The organism is Vibrio sp. OPT24 (assembly GCF_015163545.1).
Taxonomy (GTDB): domain Bacteria; phylum Pseudomonadota; class Gammaproteobacteria; order Enterobacterales; family Vibrionaceae; genus Vibrio; species Vibrio cyclitrophicus.
Genome location: NZ_JADDYI010000053.1, coordinates 1,295,455 through 1,316,247, shown reverse-complemented (window position 1 = coordinate 1,316,247; position 20,793 = coordinate 1,295,455). Strand labels below are relative to the sequence as shown.

Here is a 20,793-nt window from a genome sequence, read left to right as displayed (position 1 = left end):
GAATAGTAACGATACTTCACATCACAAAAACTCCTCTTAATTTGTATACATAGTCAAAAGTCAACCTTCACCAAAAAACTTCTAAATAACCAGTCAAATCCATATAAAACAAGTCACTACAATAGAAAATAAATTGTACACAATCTACCAAAGCGCCATATTGTTGCGTTTTTGTAAATAAATAGTTGACCCTTAGGTCAGGATGGATAATTATTGACCTAGAAGTCAAAAAGAATACACATGGAAATATGTCGATTTACAAGGAGGTCTCTTGATTACTTTTTTGCTCAATCAGGAAATAAGACGTGAAGATAATCTGTCGCCAAATATGACAGTGCTCAACTACCTTCGTACCAAAGTTAATAAAACGGGTACAAAAGAAGGTTGTGGGTCGGGTGACTGTGGTGCATGTACGGTAGTTCTGGGTGAAGTGGTTAATGGACAGCTGCAATACCGCTCGGTGAACTCTTGCCTAACTTTCGTTTCAGCGCTGCATGGCAAGCAACTGATCACAGTAGAAGATCTACAAAACCGAGATCGCTCTTTGCACCCAGTACAGAAGGCGGTGGTAGATTTTCACGGTTCACAGTGTGGTTACTGCACACCGGGCTTCATCATGTCGATGTTTGCACTAGGCAAGAACAAACCCGATGCAAGTAAAGAAGACGTCATGGAATCACTGGCGGGTAACCTATGTCGCTGTACTGGTTACCGACCAATTGTTGATGCTGCAATGTCGCTTTCAACAGACCAGCCTTTGATCGACCAATTTGCTGAGCTTGAACGCAACACCATCAAGAAGCTAGAAAGTATTCAAGACACCGAAGCCAACTTACGCCTTGGTCACCTCACCGCTTTTTCCCCGAAAAGCACCGATGAACTGGCCAAGCTTTTTCAAGCGCATCCGAACGCTAAGCTGGTTGCTGGCGGTACGGATTTAGCACTGGAAGTGACGCAATTCCATCGCGAGATTGAAACACTGATCAGCGTGAACCTTGTTGAAGACATGAAGGTATGTGAAGAGACCGACACCGATTTAATCATTGGTGCCAACCTGCCTATCAGTGATTCTTACTCACTACTGAAAAAGCACTACCCAGATTTTGGTGAACTGTTGCATCGCTTTGCTTCACTGCAAGTACGCAACCAAGGCACCATCGGCGGCAATGTAGCCAATGCTTCACCTATCGGTGACACCCCTCCTCTGCTGATTGCCCTGAACGCGAAGATCAAACTTCGTTGCGGTGACGAGTCTCGCACAATGCCGATTGAAGATTACTTCATCAGCTACAAAGTGACAGCGCAGAAAGAGAGTGAGTTCATTGAACAGATCATCATTCCTAAAACAAGCAACGACAGCTTTCGAGCTTACAAACTGTCTAAACGTTTAGACGATGACATCTCTGCGGTGTGTGGTGCGTTTGATATTCAAATCGAAGATGGCAAGGTTTCTTACGCTCGTATCGCCTTCGGTGGTATGGCTGCAACACCTAAGCGCGCGGCGCGTTGTGAAAATACGTTATTAGGTAAACCGTGGACAGACGCTAATATTAAGTTAGCGATGCAGGAACTGTATAACGACTTTGAGCCGCTATCTGATTTCCGTGCCAGCCAAGAATACCGTTCATTGTCGGCGGCCAATATGTTGCGTCGTTACTTCATTGAACGACAGAACAAAAACAACCAAATCGAAACAAGGGTAACGTCTTATGTCTAAATCAAATTCCTCTGGTCACAAGAGCAATGCGATGACCCACGAAGAGATGGTTACCATTGCAAAACAAGACCTAAAAACTGGCGTAGGTAAAAGCGTTAAACACGACAGTGCAGCCAAGCAAGTCACAGGCGAAGCGGTGTACATTGATGATCGCCTAGAGTTCCCGAATCAGCTGCACGTATACGCACGCCTGAGCACGCAAGCGCACGGCAACATCACCAAAATAGACCTATCTCCGTGTTACGAATTCGAAGGCGTGGCGATTGCCATTCAAGCCAAGGACGTACCGGGTGAACTGGATATCGGTGCCATCCTACCGGGTGACCCACTGCTCGCTGATGGCAAAGTAGAATACTACGGCCAACCTGTGATTGCCGTGGCAGCCAACGATTTAGAGACGGCACGCAAAGCCGCACATGCAGCCATTATTGAATACGAAGAGCTACCCGCCATTCTTGATGTAAAAGAAGCGCTAGAGAAAGAGCACTTCGTAACAGAAAGCCACACTCAACAACGTGGTGACTCGAAAGCCGCGCTGGCAAAAGCGAAACATGTGATCTCAGGTGATCTAGAGATCGGCGGCCAAGAGCACTTCTACCTAGAAACTCAAATCAGTAGCGTGATGCCAACCGAAGACGGCGGCATGATCGTGTACACCTCGACTCAAAACCCGACCGAAGTTCAAAAGTTGGTTGCGGAAGTGATTGGCGTGCCGATGCACAAAGTCGTGATTGATATGCGTCGTATGGGTGGTGGTTTCGGTGGTAAAGAGACTCAAGCGGCCTCTCCAGCATGTATGGCTGCGGTTATTGCCCACCTTACAGGCCGACCAACCAAAATGCGTTTGCTGCGCAATGAAGACATGCAGCAAACCGGTAAACGCCACCCGTTCTACAACCAATATACGGTCGGTTTTGACGACAATGGTATGATTCAAGGTGCCGACATTACCGTTGCAGGTAACTGTGGTTACTCGCCAGATTTATCAAGTTCTATCGTCGACCGAGCAATGTTCCACTCAGACAACGCCTATTACTTAGGTGATGCAACTGTGGTCGGTCATCGATGCAAAACCAACACGGCATCGAATACCGCTTACCGTGGCTTTGGTGGTCCGCAAGGCATGATGACCATCGAACACATCATGGACGAGATTGCGCGTTACCTGAAAAAAGATCCTTTGGAAGTACGTAAGGCGAACTACTACGGCGAAGAAGGCCGTAACGTGACCCATTACTACCAAACCGTTGAAGACAACTTTTTACCTGAGATAACTGAACAGCTTGAACGCAGCAGTGACTATCACGCACGTCGTAAAGACATTGCCGAGTTCAACAAGCAAAGCCCTATTTTGAAGAAAGGCCTTGCGATCACACCAGTGAAATTTGGCATCTCGTTTACTGCGACTTTCTTGAACCAAGCAGGTGCGCTCATCCATATCTACACCGATGGCAGTATTCATTTGAATCACGGTGGTACGGAAATGGGGCAAGGCTTGAACATCAAAGTGGCACAAATCGTTGCACAGGAGTTCCAAGTCGATGTCGAACGTATCCAGATCACCGCTACAAACACAGGCAAAGTTCCGAACACATCACCAACCGCAGCCTCATCGGGCACCGACCTCAACGGTAAGGCCGCGCAAAACGCCGCAATGACCATTAAGCAGCGTCTGATTGACTTCGCGGCTTCGCACTTCAAAGTGTGGCCTGAAGAAGTGGTATTTAAGAACGGCATGGTGCAAATCCGCGATGAGATCATGACCTTCAACTCGTTTGTTGAACTGGCTTGGTTTAACCAAATCTCGCTGTCGAGCACTGGCTTCTACCGCACTCCGAAGATCTATTACGATCACGAGAACGCGCGCGGTCGCCCGTTCTACTACTACGCATACGGAGCATCTTGCTCAGAAGTTATCATCGATACCCTAACCGGTGAAAACAAGATTCTGCGTGTCGATATTCTGCATGATGTGGGCGCTTCACTGAACCCTGCGATTGATATCGGCCAAGTCGAAGGTGGCTTTGTGCAAGGTGTCGGTTGGTTAACGACGGAAGAGTTGGTTTGGAACCAGCAAGGCCGCTTGATGACCAATGGTCCTGCGAGTTACAAGATCCCGGCGATTGCTGATATGCCAATTGATTTCAGAACGCATCTTTTAGAAAACCGTAACAACCCAGAAGACACCGTCTTCAACTCGAAAGCCGTGGGTGAACCGCCTTTCATGTTGGGTATGTCGGTATGGAGCGCACTGAAAGATGCGATTAGCTATGTCGCCGTCGATGGGGCGATTCCTAAGCTCAACACACCTGCAACGCCAGAACGTATTCTGATGGCGATTCAGGAAGTCACTGAAACGGCTCCGACTTCGGTCGATGCTCAATCAGAAACGGCTTAAGGCTCATATAGATCGTTTAGCTTGGGAAGCATAAAAAGGGATTTAGGAGGACATATGTTTAAGGATAATTGGATTCACGAACTGGCAAAACTGGAAGAGAACTACGAGCCATGTGTAATGGTGACGGTGCTCGAAGACAGGGGGTCTGTTCCACGCGATGCGGGCACAAAAATGCTTGTCACTCGTGACCGAATCATAGCCACGATTGGTGGTGGTCACCTTGAACATGTGGCCACTAAAATGGCTCGCGAAATGCTGATTGCCAGCGAAAAATCGCTCAAAGTGGAACGCTTCAACCTAGGCGCTCGTTTAGGCCAATGTTGTGGCGGAGTGGCAACGTTAAGCTTCGAACCGATTGGCACTCAGCAGAACCACCTTGTGCTGTTCGGCGCAGGCCATGTTGCCAAAGCGCTGCTGCACATTGTCGCAACCCTGCCCTTCCGCGTGACCTGGATTGATGAGCGTGAAGAAGTATTCCCTGAAACGCTGCCACACGGTGTTAAAAAGCTTGTCTCAGATGATCCGGTTGGCGAAGTGAAACACATGCCACCGAACAGCTATTACCTTGTGATGACGCACAACCACCAGCTCGATTTCGACCTGACCAAAGCGATTATTGACCGTGAAGATAGCCGTTACTTTGGCATGATTGGTTCGCTTACGAAGCGTAAGAAATTCGACTTCCGCTTAGAGCAGCGTGGCTACAGCCAGGAACAGATAGAAACTATGCTTTGCCCGATTGGCATTAGCACAGTGAATGGCAAACACCCTGCGGAAATTGCGGTATCGGTTGCAGGTGAATTGATCGCACACTATCAAGGCCAAGCGCTTGAACAAAAGCGCCCGACCAAACACTATCGAAATCAAGATTTGACCGTTCAACACAGTCAATCAAGCGATATAGGTGAGCCACCATTGGAAGAAAAGATCGCCTAACACAAGTCGCAAAGCTTCAATGGACAAGATCTCACTGAAGTCATTAAAAGGAAGTAAACATGACAACGCAACGCAAAGCTTATCGCGCCAGTATTTTACATAGCGTAGCCGATCCAAAAGATGTCGGTATCGATGAGTCTTACGACTATTTTGAAGACGGTGTTTTAGTCATAGAGAACGGCCATGTCGTCGATTTAGGGCATGCCAATGAAGTATTGGCTCGCCAACCAAAAACACTCGAAGTAAAAGAATACAAAGATAAGCTGATCACCTCTGGCTTTATTGATACGCACATCCACTACCCTCAAACAGGGATGATTGCATCTTATGGTGAGCAGCTTCTTGATTGGTTAGAAAACTACACCTTTCCAGAAGAAAAGCGCTTCAAGAACCCCGTCTACGCACAAAAAGTAGCCAAACTATTTCTTGACGAACTGGCCAGCAACGGTACGACTACAGCATTGGTATTCGGCACCGTACACAAAGAGTCGGTGAATGTATTCTTTGAAGAAGCCGAAAAGCGTAACCTACGCATGATAGCGGGCAAGGTACTGATGGATCGCAATGCGCCCGATTACCTCACAGATACACCAGAATCAGGCTATGCTGAATCCAAGGAACTGATTGAGAAATGGCACAACCGCAGACGTTTGCTTTACGCCGTGACACCTCGCTTTGCCCCAACCAGTACACCAGAGCAACTTGCTACTGTCGGTAAACTGCTAGAAGAATATCCCGATGTGTACATGCATACTCACCTTTCTGAAAACGAGAAAGAGATCGAGTGGGTGAAATCGTTGTTCCCAGAGCGCAACAGTTACCTAGATGTGTATGACCATTACGGATTGCTTCACAAGCGTTCGGTATTTGCTCATGGTATTCACCTTTCTGATTGTGAATGCAAACGCCTTGCCGATACTGAATCTGCCATCGCATTTTGCCCAACCTCAAACCTATTCTTAGGCTCGGGCTTGTTTCGATTACCTGAGATGGAAGATCACGGCATTCGTGTCGGTATAGGTACCGACGTAGGCGCTGGTACTAGCTTCTCAATCCTGCAAACCATGAGTGAAGCGTACAAAATCATGCAGCTACAACATAAGAAGCTGCACCCGGCTAAGTCGCTGTTCTTAGCAACACTAGGCGGGGCACGTTCACTGCATTTAGAAGACAAGATTGGGAACTTGGAAGTCGGAAAAGAAGCGGATTTCGTGGTATTGGATCTACACGCCACTCAGCTGATGCGTTTTAGAATGGAACAAACCACTAAGCTTGAAGAGAAACTGTTTGTATTAATGAGCTTGGGTGACGACAGAACCGTTAGCGAGACTTATATCTACGGCGAAAAAGCCTACGACGTTAACTTTAAAGATTATAAGAAGCTCGTTAGCTAATCTTAAAGTCGAGTAACAATCGCTAGATAGTGGCAACCGTCGTTTATTAAATAATCCGTCCAGATTTATCTAGCTTTTAAAGACCAGCCGTTAACACTGCTGGTCTTTTTTTGTCATTAATTCAAAGAAATATAAATTATTGCTCATCGTGTGCTTCATACCCATGACGTGGCCGGCTTATATTGATAGGTTAGGTTTACTCGGTGAGAGTTTGCACATTTTTTCAGACAGTCAGCTTTTTCCGTTTAAAACAGAACCAACACTCTCTTAGAAAGGAATTCTATGTTTGAACAGGTCGTCAGCATTCTGTTTCCCGTTTTTGCTTTAGCCAGTGCTGGCTTTGCAGTCGGTCGTTGGCTTAAGCCCGATTTTAAACCAATCAATCGCATCAACATGGATGTGTGTATTCCTGCGCTAGTATTTGCATCGCTGACCACCATGCCTCTCGACACAGAACAACTGCCACTCATCACCGCTTCTTTAGTTGCGGTACTAGTGCCAGCATTGTTGATGATTCCGATCTGTAAGATCTTTAAGCTCAACTTCAAAGCTTGGGCTCCCCCACACATGTTTCGTAACAGTGGCAACCTTGCAATTCCCCTGTTCACTTATACCTTTGGCGAAAGCGCATTAGCCCCTGCAGTACTGCTATTTGTGGTGTCGGCATGTGTCCATATTAGTGTAGGTTTGGCATTACTAAGTGATGGTAACCCGATAAAACAGATTCTTAAGATGCCGATCTTCTTAGCCGCTGCATTAGCGATGACGCTCAACCTGTCTGGCATTGCAGTGTGGAATCCAATCTATGAAGCCACATCGCTACTCGGCCAAGCCGCCGTGCCTATCATGTTGTTGTCGCTGGGCTCGCAAATGGTGAACTTAAAGCTAAGCGGACTCAAAGTTGGCTTATTTTGTACCGCTCAATCGCTGTTTACAGGATCCATCGCCTTTACCATCATCTACTTCTTTATCCCGTTGCCTACGTTGCACCTACAAATGATGGTGTTGTTCACCATGTTGCCACCCGCCGTGATGAACTACCTGTTCGCTGAAAGGTTCAATGTAGAACCTCCGAAGGTCGCGTCTATGGTGTTGTTTGGTAACTTCTTGAGCGTGATTACCTTACCGATTTTGCTGTCGTTCGCGCTGTCTTTGTCGCCTTAAAGAACCACGAACCTTCAGGTTTACGACCTTTAAAACTTAACAAATCAATAAAAAGGGAGCGCAACTTAGCAGAGTTGGCGCTCCCTTTTCAGACTATATTTTCTGTTTATCTTAGGCTGTGTTTCTTTCAGCAAGTACTTCCTTGAAAGCAAACATGCCATTGAGTGCCGAAGGGAATCCCGCATAGACCGACATCTGCAATATCACTTCTTTGATCTCTTCCTCGCTACATCCAACATTGAGTGCTGCATTCAAATGTACCTTAAGCTGAGGCGCACAATTGCCAAGTGCAGTGAGAGCTGCCACGGTCGCAATCTCTCGCGATTTCAAATCCAAACCGGTGCGTGAATAGACGTCACCAAAGGGATACTCGATAGTATATTTGGCAAGATCAGGACAGATATCTTGCAGGCTTTCGATAACCTGTTGCCCTGCTTCTCCGTCGATATGATTAAGCCTTTCTAAGCCAGTTTCAAAACGTGATTGATTCATGAGTCTGTTCCTGTATTTATAGTTCACAGGAACACCTTACAAGTTAGAGTCGACTCTAAGTCAACGGACTTTTCCATCTCGATACAAACTAATTTTTTGCTCTAACGCTGCCAGATGTTTTTGTTGCTCTTCGATATGAGCTCGCAAATTCTGTTGATGTTGTTCGAGTAACACTTGCCGCTGAGAAGTCGACTCTGGCCCTAACTCCCTCAGCTTTGCGTACTCTAGAATTTCATCCAGTGGCATTGCGGTATCTTTCAGGCGCTTCACAAACTCAATCCAAGTAACGTCCTTCGATGTATACACTCGATGGCCGCTACTGTTTCGTTGAATATTTTTCAGCAAGCCTATTTTTTCATAATAGCGAAGCGTGTGAGCCGACAACCCCACCAACCGAGAAAACTCACTCACATTCATTACTTCACCTTTTCTATCTGGGTATAAGTACTAGGAACTCAAACTATGCGCACTTATCTAATTTGAGCTCTGCGGTCACTTTCGTCAAACGTAAAGCAATAGCAAAACACACTAAGTAAGGACTCACATACCAAAAGATGCTTTCTAGTGGCTGCTTCACCTGCGCTTCTCTGGTTTTTATGTACTGGTTTTTCTGCTTCTCATACTGACTCAGCATACCACTCACCCACACGGCGTCGCTTTCCACCAGCGATACGCTAGGTTCAGGAACCGTAAAATCGGCAGCATTGGGCAACAGAGTGAAATCGACATCTTTGAATGTGATCGCTGTATTCAAATACCACAAACACGCTTCGTGGTACTGACCATTAATGTCTAAAGACGGCTGACCGGTGCAGAGATCACTTCTTAATTTATCCAAAGAAAACTGCTGAATCGACTCTAAAATAGCGACCGCTCTGGTTTGTTCTGTCTCAACCCAATCACCGGCCACCGATGCGCGAATTTCAGACACAGCACCAAGCATGCCGATACCCGCCAACAACGGCCATAAATAATCCATCAATTTCCACTTTCGTCGGCTCAAGTTGAACCCACACAAAATTGGAATATGTAAGATGAGCGTTAGCCCTAGTGATAGCAAAACGAAATTCAAAGAGCTAGAGAGCATGAGTTCGCTATCGAAGAAGTTCTTCATAATGAGAAACTTGCCTGTATAACAAAGAGAAATTTGATACTAGGTTCGATATTTGAAAAGAGTGTAAGGGGAAGGTAAAAACAGCACCAAGATTGGCGTTGGCGCTGTTTATTTGAGCATATAGTTACCGAGACTAAACTTACTTCGGAATTATTTGATGGTACTAAAATCGAGGTTTCTAGGAACAGCAACACTAACAACCTGGCTTCCCGCGATTAAGTCATGCAAGCAACGTCTGTTTTTACGTAAAGCAAATAGATAGTTTAGCAACGCAATAAATTGACCAATCAAAGGGATATATATAACGACTGTCATCGGTAGGACTCGTTTACCCAGTATATTGAACAACCCCATTTGTTCGCCCTTCATATCGACAATCGCGATTTCCATTACATTTTTGCCAATAGTCTGCCCTTTCTTATGCAGTAAATAACCATTCAACAAAAGGAACACGAACCAACCGTAAGCAGTGACAGCTATTAGTTCTGCTGTATCAGCCGTCCCTGTTTCAAATATTTTTTGGAAATAATCGGTATAGAGATAAATTGGCGTCACAGTAGCTACAGCAATTAGGACATCAATAAAAATGGCCCAAAAGCGTAACCATCTAGACGCAAGTCTTACTTCAGGTACATTTTCAACTGTCGGTGACAGGCTTTCTAATGATTCGTGCTTATTTTTCCCCAAATTGTTGGCTGACACACTAACAACTTGAGTGCCTGCGATTAAGTCATGCAAGCAACGTCTGTTTTTTCGGAAAATAAAAAGAGAATCCAACATGGATATTAAATGGCCAGTGATAGGTATAATAGTAAAGGTAATCATAGGTATCATTCGTTTACCCACTATTTTATATAACCCTATAGATTTACCTTCCATATCGACAATCGCAATTTCCATTAGATGTTTGCCAATCGTCTGTCCCTTCTTATTCAGTAAATACCCATGTACCAATAAAAACATCAGCCCTAAATAGGCATAGACAGCAGCGACTTCTCTAAGGTCTATCACCCCTGTATCGATTGTTTTTTGAAAATAATCTGTATACATAAAGATTGGCGCAATGATGGCAGCCGTAATAACACCATCAATAAAAAACGCTAAAAGACGAGGCCATCGAGATGCAGGGATAACTTCCGTTGTATTTTCACTAATTTCAGAGTTGTCGCTACCTGAACTTTTCTTTGAAACAATGACAACTTGAGTGCCAGCGATTAAGTCATGTAAGCAGCGTTTGTCTTTGCGAAAAACAAACAGATAATCTAACGTCGGTATAAATGGACCAATAAAAGGTATGTAAGCTATAGCCACCATAGGAATGATTCGTTTGCCCACTATGTTTAGCAAACCTATTTGTTTACCTTCCATATCGACAATCGCAATATCCATTAGATTTTTACCAATTGTCTGCCCCTTCTTGTGAAGTAAGTACCCTTGGCACAAAAAGTAAACCACCCAACCATAAACAGTCAGAGCAACTTGTTCTGTTAGCTCAATGGTTTCACTGGAAAGCAATTTATCGTACAAACCGCCATATAGAAAAACAGGAACAATGAAAATCGCACACACGAAAACATCAATGATAGATGCCCATAAACGAGACCATCGAGACGCGAGTACAATTGCAGGGGTGTTTTCTATTGCTTCAGACATGTCCTTTCCTAAGGTGGTATTGATTATTGGCGTAGAGGAATCGATTTTGATAGCGCCAAGTTGACGTACTGATAGACAAATCTTGAAATTATTCCGAAAGAAAACACTTTGCTTTCAACGGATAAGTCACGCTTTATAAAATCACGCGAAACATAACACAAACCTATAACTCCACTAATATTCCATGCAATATATGTGAGCTTAGTTGCGTAAATTTTAGCAATTAAACCTTGGTAAGATAGTTTGAAGGAAATTTAAGAGGATAAATCTTCACAGGCTCGTTGTTTTTGCTTAACACTCTGTATTAATAAGATTTTTGTTAATTAAAAAATGAGATATTAGGGGCACTGTTGCTATTTCACAGCCAGCACATGCTCGATAAAGTCAGACTTCTTTTCACGGTACTCATCTTGTGGCCAACCTTCGCAAGACATTTTGAAGGTGTTATATTGCTGAACTAATGCCGGATTCGCACGTAGCTTGTCACGAAACCTTAGAAAGCATTCGAACTCAGAACCATTGGCGACCACTTGCAACGCCACATCATCCCCTGATGTAGACGCCAACATACAAAGTTCGGGTGTTCTTAAGGTATCGAGTTTCTCTTTAAAGCCAAGTGTTGTGAGTCTCTCTATAACATCCTCAAGTTCGCCAAGTTCAACACCTACGAAGATATCCAAATCACCCTTAGACAAGGCAAAAGGAATAGAAGATGCGCCTACGTGCTCAACTCTCGCGTTAGGGATGAGCTTTTTGATGTCACGTCCGTATCGGACAAACAGCTCATTGCAAGCCGCTTGATATTGTTCAGCGGGGTAAAATTTCATGTATCCTCACTCCGAATCACAAACTATTGAACACACCAATTACTAACAGAAACAACACGATGCTAATAGCTCCGATATAGGAGATTCTGATTCGCTCTTTTTCAGTTGGAATCAATGAGGGAAAGCGCCCTAGTGTGAATGCTTTACAGACTATCCAGCCAGATCCGTAACCAATGAACTCAATCACTAACGACTGAAACATATATCTGAAGAATGCACTTAATGCCCTAAAATACGCGACTATCACCTCTTCCATTTTCTGCCCTAATTAAAGTCAATTTAGAACAGAAAGTGCCATGGGTAGAGATTCAGATCAAGAACCTTATATGGAACTATCGGTGCGATAACCAGCCCTATTTCATTCTACTCAATGAGGCAATAAAAAATGCAGCTAGGGAAAGCGCCAACTGTTTTAATTAGCGCCTTAAGTCAGTTAAACAAAAAATTTATTCGCTCACTAACAAACCTGATTAGAACAACGAACAGCGAGACAATCAACTAATTCACGTTGATATTTCTCGACAACTGAAAAAGAAAGAATAGGCTTAAGTAGTTGCTGAATGTCCTCAACTGAAGTATTAGAAAGTAGTGTTCCTTTATAATTTATCGATAGATTTTCTTGAGAGTTAGGGCTCTTAGTTCCTAACAATATGTTTAGCTTAACCATACGAGCAAGCTCTTCCTGATATAAAAAGAAATTGCGTAAATGCGTATCGTTAACATAAGATTTAGCGTCTTGATGAATAGTTAACACATCTTCAATCATCTTATTTAGCTTACTTCGAGATTCAATAGCGGTTTCCATTATTTTTAGCCATTGGTTTTCTTCTTGGGTCAACAATGATAATAAAAATAACGTCCGAGCCTTATTATAATCAATAAACCCCGGCCACATAATATCATCGCCACACGCTAGATGCGCTCGCTCAAACTGCTCACATGCTGATCTAAAGTACAAGATTGCATCTTCTTTATGAGAAGGAGATATAGAGCTCACTTTGTCTAGTAACAAATCAACGCCGCCAATAGACAGAATATCTACGTCCTTCAAACCCAAAGAACTAGAAAGAACATACATTGCTTTTTTATTAAAATAGAGTCCTAAGTAATTATGATATATCGTTTTAGTAACTGGATTACGAAGAATTGGGCCTCTAACGTGCAGTAAATCAGCATGAATGTTGAAATTCCTATCCGCTACAAAACTCTGATAAGAAACGACAGCTTTGAACAACTTTATCGTCTCGGTAATCTGAATAGCATTACCTTTACTAATGGAATGCAAGATACCACGCCTTCTCTCTACTTCAACAAGGATAGAGTCCATACGTTTTCGATACTCCAGCTTATCAATATCGCTGGCGTTAAACACCGCTGGAAACAATACGATCAGGTCAATCATATATTGAAGAGTATCGGCGAAAAGAACAGCTGTGTCAGATTCCTTTTTTAACTTAATTTCTATTGATTTGAATAACTCTTCACCGAGCTCTTTTTCATTACTATGCTGGAATCGATTCACTAGTTCAGGTACCGATATTACATAGTTTTCATTATCAAGAATATTACCGTCCATTTTAGTAATATTGTTTACACTATCAATTGATGTATAGGTACGAACAGCTATAAAAAGAGCCAAGACAGCTATACAAAAGCCAACAATTGATATAGTAAAGTTAAGTAGGTCTTTACCTTCTTTTATGTAGTAAATCCAAATCGCAAATGCTGCTGATAGAGCAACAAGTATCGCAATCACAAAATATATTATCCTAATCGCTCTCATACATTCCCTTTAATATTTTTATTAGATAATACTAAAATATGAGATGAGTTTCATCCATATAGATAATTCACTTTCCCGATTGCCCAAAAACAAAAAGCCCCGGTTATAGGAACCGGGGAAACAGGGTGGGATGAGTTTGGCGCGTGCCCGAAACTAAACTCTCCCCAAGCCTCACCTAAGACTCATGCTCTTAGGTAAAGGGTGCTGATTACTGTTATTGCAAAGTACTGTTATTGCAAAGTACTGTTATTACAAAGTACTGTTATTACAAAGTACTGTTATTGAAGCGTCGCGCCTTGCTCAACCCAAGTGCCGATGAGTGCACGTTCTGCATCGGTCATTTGAGTCATGTTGCCAAGCGGCATCACCTTGGTTGTTACGGTTTGAGCAACAATTCTTGGTACGTTGGCTTTAATCTCTTCTGGGGTATCAAACATCACACCGGCTGGCGCAGCAGCAAAAGCGGCGTGGCTCGGGGTTGAGGAGTGACACACAGAACAGCGCTCTTGAATGACTTTGTTGATGGTTTCAAAGCTTACGCCTGCGCTAGCCGTTTGCATTGCGTGGTCTGCAGGAACAGCTTGAGAACGAGTCGTCGTTGAAGCTGTGCCGTTCGAAACAGCCTCTTCTGTCGTCGATTCAGTCGCGCTTACTTGCACTTCTTGAACCACTGGCGCTTGTACAACCGGAGTCATCTGCTTTTTCGCGTAAGGCGAGGTAACAAATGCAAGCGTGATCATCCCCAATGCCGCTACAGGTACTGTCCATGCAAACTTCTGGCTACCATGACGGGTGTTGAAGTAGTGACGTACCAAGATACTAAAGATCGCTAGCCCAGCAAGAATCAACCAGTTGTATTCCGAGCCATAAGTGCTTGGAAAGTGGTTACTGATCATGATGAACAGCACTGGCAGTGTCATGTAGTTGTTGTGACGAGAACGCAGTAAGCCTTTCGCTGGCAATGCAGGATCCGGTTCGCGCTTCTCTTCAATCGCTTTCACTAAGTTACGCTGCGCCGGCATGATAACGCGGAATACGTTACCCACCATGATGGTACCAATGATGGCCCCTACGTGGATGTAAGCGCCACGACCACTGAACACTTGAGTTAGGCCATATGTTGCAGCGACTAGTAGTACAAACAGCACAACGCCAAGCAACACGGGGGTTTTACCTAATGGCGAGTCACACAGTAAGTCGTAAATAAACCAACCAGCAACGAATGAACCAATACCAATCGCGATTGCCGTTGTTGAATCAAGGCCAGAGCCCGGTGCAATCAGGTAAATTTCAGCGTTGAGGTAGTAAACCACACCCAGTAGACACACACCGGTGATCCACGTGAAGTAAGCTTCCCATTTGAACCAGTGCAGGTGCTCTGGCATCTCTGGTGGCGCAAGTTTGTACTTCTCTAGATGATAGATACCACCGCCGTGAATCGCCCATAAGTCACCTGAAAGGCCCGTTTTAGGGTTAACTCGGTTAAGGTTGTTTTCTAACCAAACAAAGTAAAATGATGCGCCTATCCACGCAACACCAACAATCATGTGAGCCCAGCGTATTGCTAAATTCAACCATTCTGTAATATGCGGATCCATAATAAACTCCTGTATCACAACGCTTTAGCTAAGCGTTGCTCTTCCTTGTTGTCTTCCGTTGGCAAATCTTCCAAATGCAATGCCACTCGATCGCTGTCGAAATAAACTTCGTCACAGTTGTGCCCTTCGCCGCCTCTATCGACGATCAAGAACTGGTCTTGATCGGTGAGGGCGAGAACTGGGTGATGCCACACCCCTTTGTGATAGTTCACTCCTTGACGGCCGTTGCTCATGAAAGCTCGGCTATTGGCTAATGTCGGATCGTCGCCTTTTGGCGCAACAACAATTAAATAGGGTTGACCAAGTAATGGAATGAATGCCTGAGAGCCAAGTGGATGACGCTCTAACATTTTGATGGTCAGTGGGTAGCTCAACGGTGTGGCTTGGAAGATGCTGATGATCGCTTCTCCTTCTTGGTCTTGCACATCCGTTGTCGCTAGCTTGTGGTAACGACGTGTTGATCCACTGTTGATCATGAAGAAATCACTATTATCAGACTCGATAACATCGCCAAACTCTGCAAAAGCCTGCTTGGTTAACGGTTCGATAGATAAACGACGTATTCCATTACTCATACTCATTTCCTTACCTATTTCGCTTTCGTACCAAATAGACGCAAACGGCTGATACCACCATCTGGGAATATGTTTGCACGTACGTGGGTAATCGCACCAAGGTCGTTAACCTCAGAAATGAATTCGTGAATTTCATGTGCTTGCAGTTTTTGTGCTGGCAAGAGTTCACGCCAGAATAGGCTTTGTGTTTCAACTTGGTCGTCGGTGCCACCTTTCACGTAAGCCGCTTGAATTGAGCAGCTGTCTGGGTAGTTACCTTTGAAGTGTGCCGTATCCACAACGATACGTTCGATATTACCTGGGTGGCCTAATGCCACGATTACCCAGTCGTTACCCGGTGTACGACGACGTGCTGTTTCCCAGCCATCACCCATGTTTTCACCGCGCCCAGGGCCTAAGATGTTGGCTTTGTTGCCATAATGTTCATCGCTACATGCGAGTGCTCGGCCACCGTGCTCAACGGCTGCTAGGTCAACTTGTTGCTGAGAGTCTATTGCGTCCCAATCCACGCTTGGTCGGCCATAAACACGTAAGCGTGCGACACCGCCATCTGGGTAGATGTTCAAACGTAGGTGCGTAAATACTTGGTCGCTTTCGATGTCTTCAAGATGATGATGATCGCCTTGTAGTGCCATTGAAGGCAGAATCTCTTGCCACTCTGTTGAGTCTGTTGGCTCACCTTGTGGTGAATAACACGCGTCAATTGATGCCGAAGGTGGGAAGTTACCTGTGAAGAATGAGGTATCAATATCAACGCCAGCAATGGTGCCAGCTAGGCCAAGGCGAACGACACAATAATCGTAACCTTCGCCGCGTTTACGTCTGCTTTCCCAGCCGTCCATCCACTTGCCGTTATCGTCGTATAAGTCGTCTTTCCACTCTGGTGCTGCGTGGCTGAGTAGACGGCTTTTATCTGCGAAAAAATCATCTGTTGCAAAAATAGCTTTTGCGCCGAGTTTTTCATCTGCAAGGTTTATGTACTGTTCAAATTTATGGGTCATGTCCGTGTAATCCTATGAAATTAATCAAGTAATAATAAAATGAGAACTTAGTGGCTTATTCGCTTATAAAGCATACTCTTAGCGCACTAAGACTGGGCTGAGATAGCTGTTAACTCCGTTAACTTACATATCCCAGAGACGAAACATCGCGATCTTATTGATCTCTTGAATCGCCGTAGCAAACTCAGTTTCACTATCATTTCCTAATCGCATCTCGAACGACTCAAGAATTTGGTAACGATTGGCTCCCTTCACCGCCATGATAAAAGGGAAATTGAAGCGACTTTTGTAGCTGTTGTTATAAGAAGTGAATTTTTCAAATTCTTCGGCGTTGCACTGGTCGATGCCCGCCCCCGCTTGTTCTTTGGTCGACGACTCGGTAAGTTCGCCGTTTACTGCTGCTCGACCGGCTAAATCCGGGTGAGCATTGATCAAAGCCAACTGTTTACCTTGGTCTGCACTTAACAAAGTCGATGCCATTTTCAGATGAAGATTCTCGATATGGTCGTCTTCGGCATTCAAACCTTGGTCATACACCAGTTCTGCAACCCACGGGCTGTGTTCGTAGACGTCAGCGAAGTGAGCGACAAAGATATCGCGGTCCATGGTTGTTGGTTGGCATGATCGAAATTTAGTCACGTTAAGCCTCCTTGCTTCACTGCTACTTTTGCGGTTGATGAATAGCGTTATTTGGTTGATATGGATGATGTTGGTGCCAGTGGTTAGCAATATCGATTCTACGACACAACCACACGCTGTCGTGCTGTTTGACGTAATCTAAGAAACGTCTTAATGCAGCAATACGACCGGGGCGGCCAATCAAACGACAGTGAAGCCCAACCGACATCATTTTCGGTGCGGTTTCACCTTCCATATAAAGGGTGTCAAACGTGTCTTTTAGGTATTGGAAGAACTGCTCACCCGAGTTGAAGCCTTGCGCCGTTGAAAAACGCATGTCGTTCACATCGAGTGTGTAAGGGATCACCAATTGCGGATGACCGGTTTCGATGTGCCAATAAGGCAGGTCATCATCGTAGGCATCCGAGTCGTAAAGAAAACCGCCCTCTTCTGCTACCAAGCGACGCGTATTTGGACCCGTTCGACCTGTGTACCAACCTTGTGGGCGTTGACCCGTCACTTGTTGGATGATCTCAATCGCTTTGCTCATGTGGTCGCGCTCTTCAGACTCATCAATGTATTGATAGTCAATCCAACGATAACCATGACTACAGATTTCGTGACCCGCCTCGACCATGGCTTTAGCAACGTCTGGATGACGCTCAATCGCCATAGCAACCGCAAAGACGGTCAATGGGATTTCATATTCATCGAACAAGCGAAGAACACGCCATACACCCGCGCGGCTACCATATTCATAAATGGATTCCATGCTCATGTGACGTTCGCCTTTGATCGGCTGTGCTGACGGGATCTCTGAAAGAAAAGCTTCAGACTCGTCGTCTCCATGTAACAAACAACGCTCACCGCCCTCTTCATAGTTCAATACAAAAGAAACCGCGACGCGCGCATTACCTGGCCATTGAGGGTTTGGAGGGTTAGCTCCATAACCGATCAAATTCCTTGAATAATCCTTATTCATCCAAGTACTCCTAACATAAGTGGTTGGCTTGGCCGCTCTTTCACTGGTTCATCAAAATAAATCAGTTAATGGACTTTCCAAAAATCGAGTAACCTTACCCCTGTACATTTATTGTATACAATTATTTATCTCGATGTAAAGATTTTGTTATTCAAGTTAAATGGTCGCAACTTTTTGAATTAAAAACAACAAGTTAACAAAATTCAAGTTCATTAAAAAGCGATAATCAAGATCTATAAAGTCAAGAAAAACGACAGGTTAGCCAACATTTTTGTAACAATTCGCTTTACTAATTGTGTACAGTTCGTACATAGTTAGTGATAACAAAGTGACCAGTTGCATTCTTTGCAAGGTCGAAATAGACAGATAAACCACGGAACAGAGGAGCGCCAAAAGCGCTATTAAAGGACTATGGGAAGACTAACAACACACATATTAGACACTACTCACGGCTTACCGGGTGCAGAGATAAAGGTAGAGCTTTTTAAGGTCAACGAAGGCTCAACAGAAAAGCTGGTGACGGTACTCACCAACTCCGATGGCCGAACCGATGCACCGATTCTGGCAGGGAATGATTTCCGACCGGGGAAGTATCAATTGGTGTTTTACGTAGCCGATTACTACAGAAGTAAAGGCGTAGAGCTGGATGGCGTGCCTTTCCTAGACGACGTGGTTATTCGTTTCGGCTTAGATGATCCAGAAGCGCATTATCACGTTCCTCTTCTCGTCTCGCCTTACAGTTTCTCCACCTATCGGGGCAGTTAGTCCCGTGACCTAGAACTTCGAACTAAGCTCAACCGTCGAATAATAAACAGATTCACGTGTACATCCCAAAGGGTGTGCACTCACTAAACACGCTCATATAAAAATACTAACAACGTTATTAGTTAGAGAGTTGATGACTAAACAACAGATAACTAAAGAAATAACGGCTAGGAAAAAACCATAAAACTTAATATTGAAACCTCGCTGTATTCAATAAATGGATCACAACATAAAAGGACTTGCTGACATGAGTGAGAGTAAAACAGAAATACTCAACCAAGACGCGAATAACGGAATTTTAGAGAAACTCTTTAAAATTAAGGCCCACGGAAGCAGCGTGAAAGATGAATTAATGGGGGGTGTGACTACCTTCGCCACTATGGCTTACATCATCTTCGTTAACCCACAAATTATGGCTGCGTCAGGCATGGATGCAGGAGCGGTATTCGTCGCAACCTGTATTGGTGCTGCGATCGGTTGTTTGTTAATGGGGTTATTTGCGAACTGGCCTGTCGGACTTGCGCCGGGCATGGGCTTGAATGCCTTTTTCTCGTTCACGGTAGTAAGCGAAATGGGCTACAGCTGGGAAGTGGCACTGGGTGCGGTGTTTATCTCAGGTATCTTGTTTGTCGGGATGAGTTTCTACAAAGTCCGCCAATGGATCATTGAAAGTATCCCTGTGAGTTTACGTTACTCCATGACTGCGGGCGTTGGTTTGTTCTTAGGTCTAATTGGTCTTAAAACAGCAGGTATCGTCGTCGAAAATACAGCGACTTTGGTTTCTTTAGGGGATTTTACTAAACCAGAAGCGCTACTGGCCGCTATCGCCTTCTTGATCATCGCGGTACTCAGTGAGCGTAAAATATTTGGTGCCGTGTTAATCGGAATTTTGAGTGTGACTCTGGTTGGCATGATGCTTGGCTTAGTGCAGTACAACGGCTTCTTCGCAGCTCCACCAAGTTTAGCGCCTACGTTCCTAAAAATGGACATTATGGGCGCTCTCGATGTTTCAATGATCAGCGTTATCTTGGCTTTCCTTTTTGTAAACATGTTCGATACCGCGGGTACTTTGATGGGCGTGGCTGAGCGTGCAAACCTAACTAACCCTGAAACGGGAAAAATTGAAGGCCTAAGCAAAGCGCTTAAAGCCGACAGTATTTCAAGCGTGGCAGGTGCGTGTGTGGGTTGTCCACCAGTCACCAGTTACGTAGAAAGTGCCGCAGGCGTTGCAGCAGGTGCGCGAACTGGCTTATCAGCGATTGTGGTTGGCGTATTGTTCTTAGCGGCAATTTTCCTATCACCGCTTGCAGGCATGATCCCCGCTTACGCAACGTCTGGTGCTCTTATTTACGTCGCATTCGTGATGATGAGCAGTATGCAGCACGTCGATTGGAAAGACTTTACCAACGGTGCTCCCGCTGCAATCACTGCACTGATGATGCCTCTGACCTTCTCTATCGCTAATGGTATCGCACTGGGTTTCATTACCTACACAGTGCTTAAACTGGCGACAGGTAAAACCAAAGATGTGTCTATCTCGATGTACTTCCTAGCCGCGATTTTTGTCGCGAAGCTCGTGTTCATCGGTTAATCAAATCGTTCTTGAGCCGTCTCTTAGACATTTGGTCATTTAGAGATGGCTCAAGAATGAGTGCTTGGTTTGTTCACAAGCCAAGCTATTAAGACACATGCTAGAACAACATTTTTAAGAAAAAGCTAATAGTGCTAATCAGCGGAGTGTAGACGCATTCCGCTCGGTTAGTGCACCTTTTTTAT

Annotated in this window: 19 protein-coding genes; 7 read left to right on the top strand and 12 right to left on the bottom strand. The window is 44.7% G+C overall.

Annotation, left to right across the window (positions count from 1 at the left end):
• Positions 1-271: 271 nt before the first annotated feature.
• The 5 genes from xdhA to IQO02_RS19430 all read left to right on the top strand — a co-directional run bounded on the left by xdhA (position 272) and on the right by IQO02_RS19430 (position 7,609).
• Positions 272-1,717, top strand: a complete 1,446-nt coding sequence (xdhA, locus tag IQO02_RS19450) for a xanthine dehydrogenase small subunit (RefSeq protein WP_032544988.1) — start codon at positions 272-274, stop codon at positions 1,715-1,717.
• Positions 1,710-4,115, top strand: coding sequence for a xanthine dehydrogenase molybdopterin binding subunit (gene xdhB / locus IQO02_RS19445; RefSeq protein WP_065106897.1), 2,406 nt, complete (start codon positions 1,710-1,712; stop codon positions 4,113-4,115). Before xdhA ends, xdhB begins: the two co-directional genes overlap by 8 nt.
• Before the next feature lie 54 nt (positions 4,116-4,169).
• Entirely contained in the window at positions 4,170-5,051 is an 882-nt protein-coding gene (gene xdhC, locus IQO02_RS19440) for a xanthine dehydrogenase accessory protein XdhC (protein ID WP_016785518.1), read from the top strand.
• Positions 5,052-5,110: 59 nt separating this feature from the next.
• Positions 5,111-6,445, top strand: coding sequence for a guanine deaminase (gene guaD, locus IQO02_RS19435; protein WP_016793180.1), 1,335 nt, complete (start codon positions 5,111-5,113; stop codon positions 6,443-6,445).
• Between the two features lie 282 nt (positions 6,446-6,727).
• On the top strand, positions 6,728-7,609 hold the full coding sequence (locus IQO02_RS19430) for an AEC family transporter (RefSeq protein WP_010432753.1): 882 nt from the start codon (positions 6,728-6,730) through the stop codon (positions 7,607-7,609).
• A 111-nt stretch (positions 7,610-7,720) separates the two neighbouring features.
• Here the strand turns inward: IQO02_RS19430 and IQO02_RS19425 are convergent, their stop codons facing one another.
• The 12 genes from IQO02_RS19425 to puuE form a co-directional block, all read right to left on the bottom strand.
• Positions 7,721-8,101: a carboxymuconolactone decarboxylase family protein gene (locus tag IQO02_RS19425; RefSeq protein WP_016766958.1), complete on the bottom strand. Its 381-nt coding sequence runs from the start codon at positions 8,099-8,101 to the stop codon at positions 7,721-7,723.
• 60 nt (positions 8,102-8,161) lie between these two features.
• A complete protein-coding gene (locus IQO02_RS19420) occupies positions 8,162-8,518 on the bottom strand; it encodes a MerR family transcriptional regulator (RefSeq protein WP_010432749.1) in 357 nt (118 codons plus the stop codon).
• Positions 8,519-8,561: 43 nt separating this feature from the next.
• Positions 8,562-9,080 carry a hypothetical protein gene (locus tag IQO02_RS19415; protein WP_010432746.1) on the bottom strand — a complete coding sequence of 173 codons (519 nt, stop codon included), beginning with the start codon at positions 9,078-9,080 and terminating at the stop codon, positions 8,562-8,564.
• A 285-nt stretch (positions 9,081-9,365) separates the two neighbouring features.
• A complete protein-coding gene (locus tag IQO02_RS19410; protein ID WP_010432742.1) occupies positions 9,366-10,868 on the bottom strand; it encodes an RDD family protein in 1,503 nt (500 codons plus the stop codon).
• A 353-nt stretch (positions 10,869-11,221) separates the two neighbouring features.
• A complete protein-coding gene (locus tag IQO02_RS19405) occupies positions 11,222-11,695 on the bottom strand; it encodes a GrpB family protein (protein WP_010432739.1) in 474 nt (157 codons plus the stop codon).
• A 16-nt stretch (positions 11,696-11,711) separates the two neighbouring features.
• Positions 11,712-11,951, bottom strand: coding sequence for a hypothetical protein (locus tag IQO02_RS19400; RefSeq protein WP_016787543.1), 240 nt, complete (start codon positions 11,949-11,951; stop codon positions 11,712-11,714).
• Between the two features lie 201 nt (positions 11,952-12,152).
• Positions 12,153-13,478 (bottom strand): hypothetical protein, encoded by a 1,326-nt coding sequence (locus tag IQO02_RS19395; RefSeq protein ID WP_016793179.1) that lies wholly within the window; start codon positions 13,476-13,478, stop codon positions 12,153-12,155.
• 278 nt (positions 13,479-13,756) lie between these two features.
• Positions 13,757-15,076: a urate hydroxylase PuuD gene (locus IQO02_RS19390; RefSeq protein ID WP_016787541.1), complete on the bottom strand. Its 1,320-nt coding sequence runs from the start codon at positions 15,074-15,076 to the stop codon at positions 13,757-13,759.
• Between the two features lie 14 nt (positions 15,077-15,090).
• Positions 15,091-15,651: an ureidoglycolate lyase gene (locus IQO02_RS19385; RefSeq protein WP_010432729.1), complete on the bottom strand. Its 561-nt coding sequence runs from the start codon at positions 15,649-15,651 to the stop codon at positions 15,091-15,093.
• Between the two features lie 14 nt (positions 15,652-15,665).
• Positions 15,666-16,652, bottom strand: a complete 987-nt coding sequence (alc, locus tag IQO02_RS19380; RefSeq protein WP_016793178.1) for an allantoicase — start codon at positions 16,650-16,652, stop codon at positions 15,666-15,668.
• A 123-nt stretch (positions 16,653-16,775) separates the two neighbouring features.
• Positions 16,776-17,291 carry a 2-oxo-4-hydroxy-4-carboxy-5-ureidoimidazoline decarboxylase gene (gene uraD, locus IQO02_RS19375; RefSeq protein WP_010432721.1) on the bottom strand — a complete coding sequence of 172 codons (516 nt, stop codon included), beginning with the start codon at positions 17,289-17,291 and terminating at the stop codon, positions 16,776-16,778.
• 22 nt (positions 17,292-17,313) lie between these two features.
• Entirely contained in the window at positions 17,314-18,252 is a 939-nt protein-coding gene (puuE, locus tag IQO02_RS19370) for an allantoinase PuuE (protein ID WP_010432718.1), read from the bottom strand.
• 411 nt (positions 18,253-18,663) lie between these two features.
• Here puuE and uraH point away from each other — a divergent pair, with 411 nt between their 5' ends.
• Together uraH and IQO02_RS19360 are read left to right on the top strand one after the other, a co-directional pair.
• A complete protein-coding gene (gene uraH / locus IQO02_RS19365) occupies positions 18,664-19,017 on the top strand; it encodes a hydroxyisourate hydrolase (RefSeq protein WP_016793177.1) in 354 nt (117 codons plus the stop codon).
• Positions 19,018-19,264: 247 nt separating this feature from the next.
• Positions 19,265-20,608, top strand: a complete 1,344-nt coding sequence (locus IQO02_RS19360) for an NCS2 family permease (RefSeq protein ID WP_016793176.1) — start codon at positions 19,265-19,267, stop codon at positions 20,606-20,608.
• The last annotated feature ends 185 nt before the right edge of the window (positions 20,609-20,793 follow it).

Bases quoted from the DNA above. Each gene is read 5' to 3' on its own strand.
- xdhB (WP_065106897.1), top strand. From the start codon at position 1,710: ATGTCTAAATCAAATTCCTCTGGTCACAAGAGCAATGCGATGACCCAC.
- xdhC (WP_016785518.1), top strand. From the start codon at position 4,170: ATGTTTAAGGATAATTGGATTCACGAACTGGCAAAACTGGAAGAGAAC.
- guaD (WP_016793180.1), top strand. From the start codon at position 5,111: ATGACAACGCAACGCAAAGCTTATCGCGCCAGTATTTTACATAGCGTA.
- IQO02_RS19430 (WP_010432753.1), top strand. From the start codon at position 6,728: ATGTTTGAACAGGTCGTCAGCATTCTGTTTCCCGTTTTTGCTTTAGCC.
- IQO02_RS19425 (WP_016766958.1), bottom strand. From the start codon at position 8,101: ATGAATCAATCACGTTTTGAAACTGGCTTAGAAAGGCTTAATCATATC.
- IQO02_RS19420 (WP_010432749.1), bottom strand. From the start codon at position 8,518: ATGAATGTGAGTGAGTTTTCTCGGTTGGTGGGGTTGTCGGCTCACACG.
- IQO02_RS19415 (WP_010432746.1), bottom strand. From the start codon at position 9,080: ATGGATTATTTATGGCCGTTGTTGGCGGGTATCGGCATGCTTGGTGCT.
- IQO02_RS19410 (WP_010432742.1), bottom strand. From the start codon at position 10,868: ATGTCTGAAGCAATAGAAAACACCCCTGCAATTGTACTCGCGTCTCGA.
- IQO02_RS19405 (WP_010432739.1), bottom strand. From the start codon at position 11,695: ATGAAATTTTACCCCGCTGAACAATATCAAGCGGCTTGCAATGAGCTG.
- IQO02_RS19400 (WP_016787543.1), bottom strand. From the start codon at position 11,951: ATGGAAGAGGTGATAGTCGCGTATTTTAGGGCATTAAGTGCATTCTTC.
- IQO02_RS19395 (WP_016793179.1), bottom strand. From the start codon at position 13,478: ATGAGAGCGATTAGGATAATATATTTTGTGATTGCGATACTTGTTGCT.
- IQO02_RS19390 (WP_016787541.1), bottom strand. From the start codon at position 15,076: ATGGATCCGCATATTACAGAATGGTTGAATTTAGCAATACGCTGGGCT.
- IQO02_RS19385 (WP_010432729.1), bottom strand. From the start codon at position 15,651: ATGAGTAATGGAATACGTCGTTTATCTATCGAACCGTTAACCAAGCAG.
- alc (WP_016793178.1), bottom strand. From the start codon at position 16,652: ATGACCCATAAATTTGAACAGTACATAAACCTTGCAGATGAAAAACTC.
- puuE (WP_010432718.1), bottom strand. From the start codon at position 18,252: ATGAATAAGGATTATTCAAGGAATTTGATCGGTTATGGAGCTAACCCT.
- uraH (WP_016793177.1), top strand. From the start codon at position 18,664: ATGGGAAGACTAACAACACACATATTAGACACTACTCACGGCTTACCG.
- IQO02_RS19360 (WP_016793176.1), top strand. From the start codon at position 19,265: ATGAGTGAGAGTAAAACAGAAATACTCAACCAAGACGCGAATAACGGA.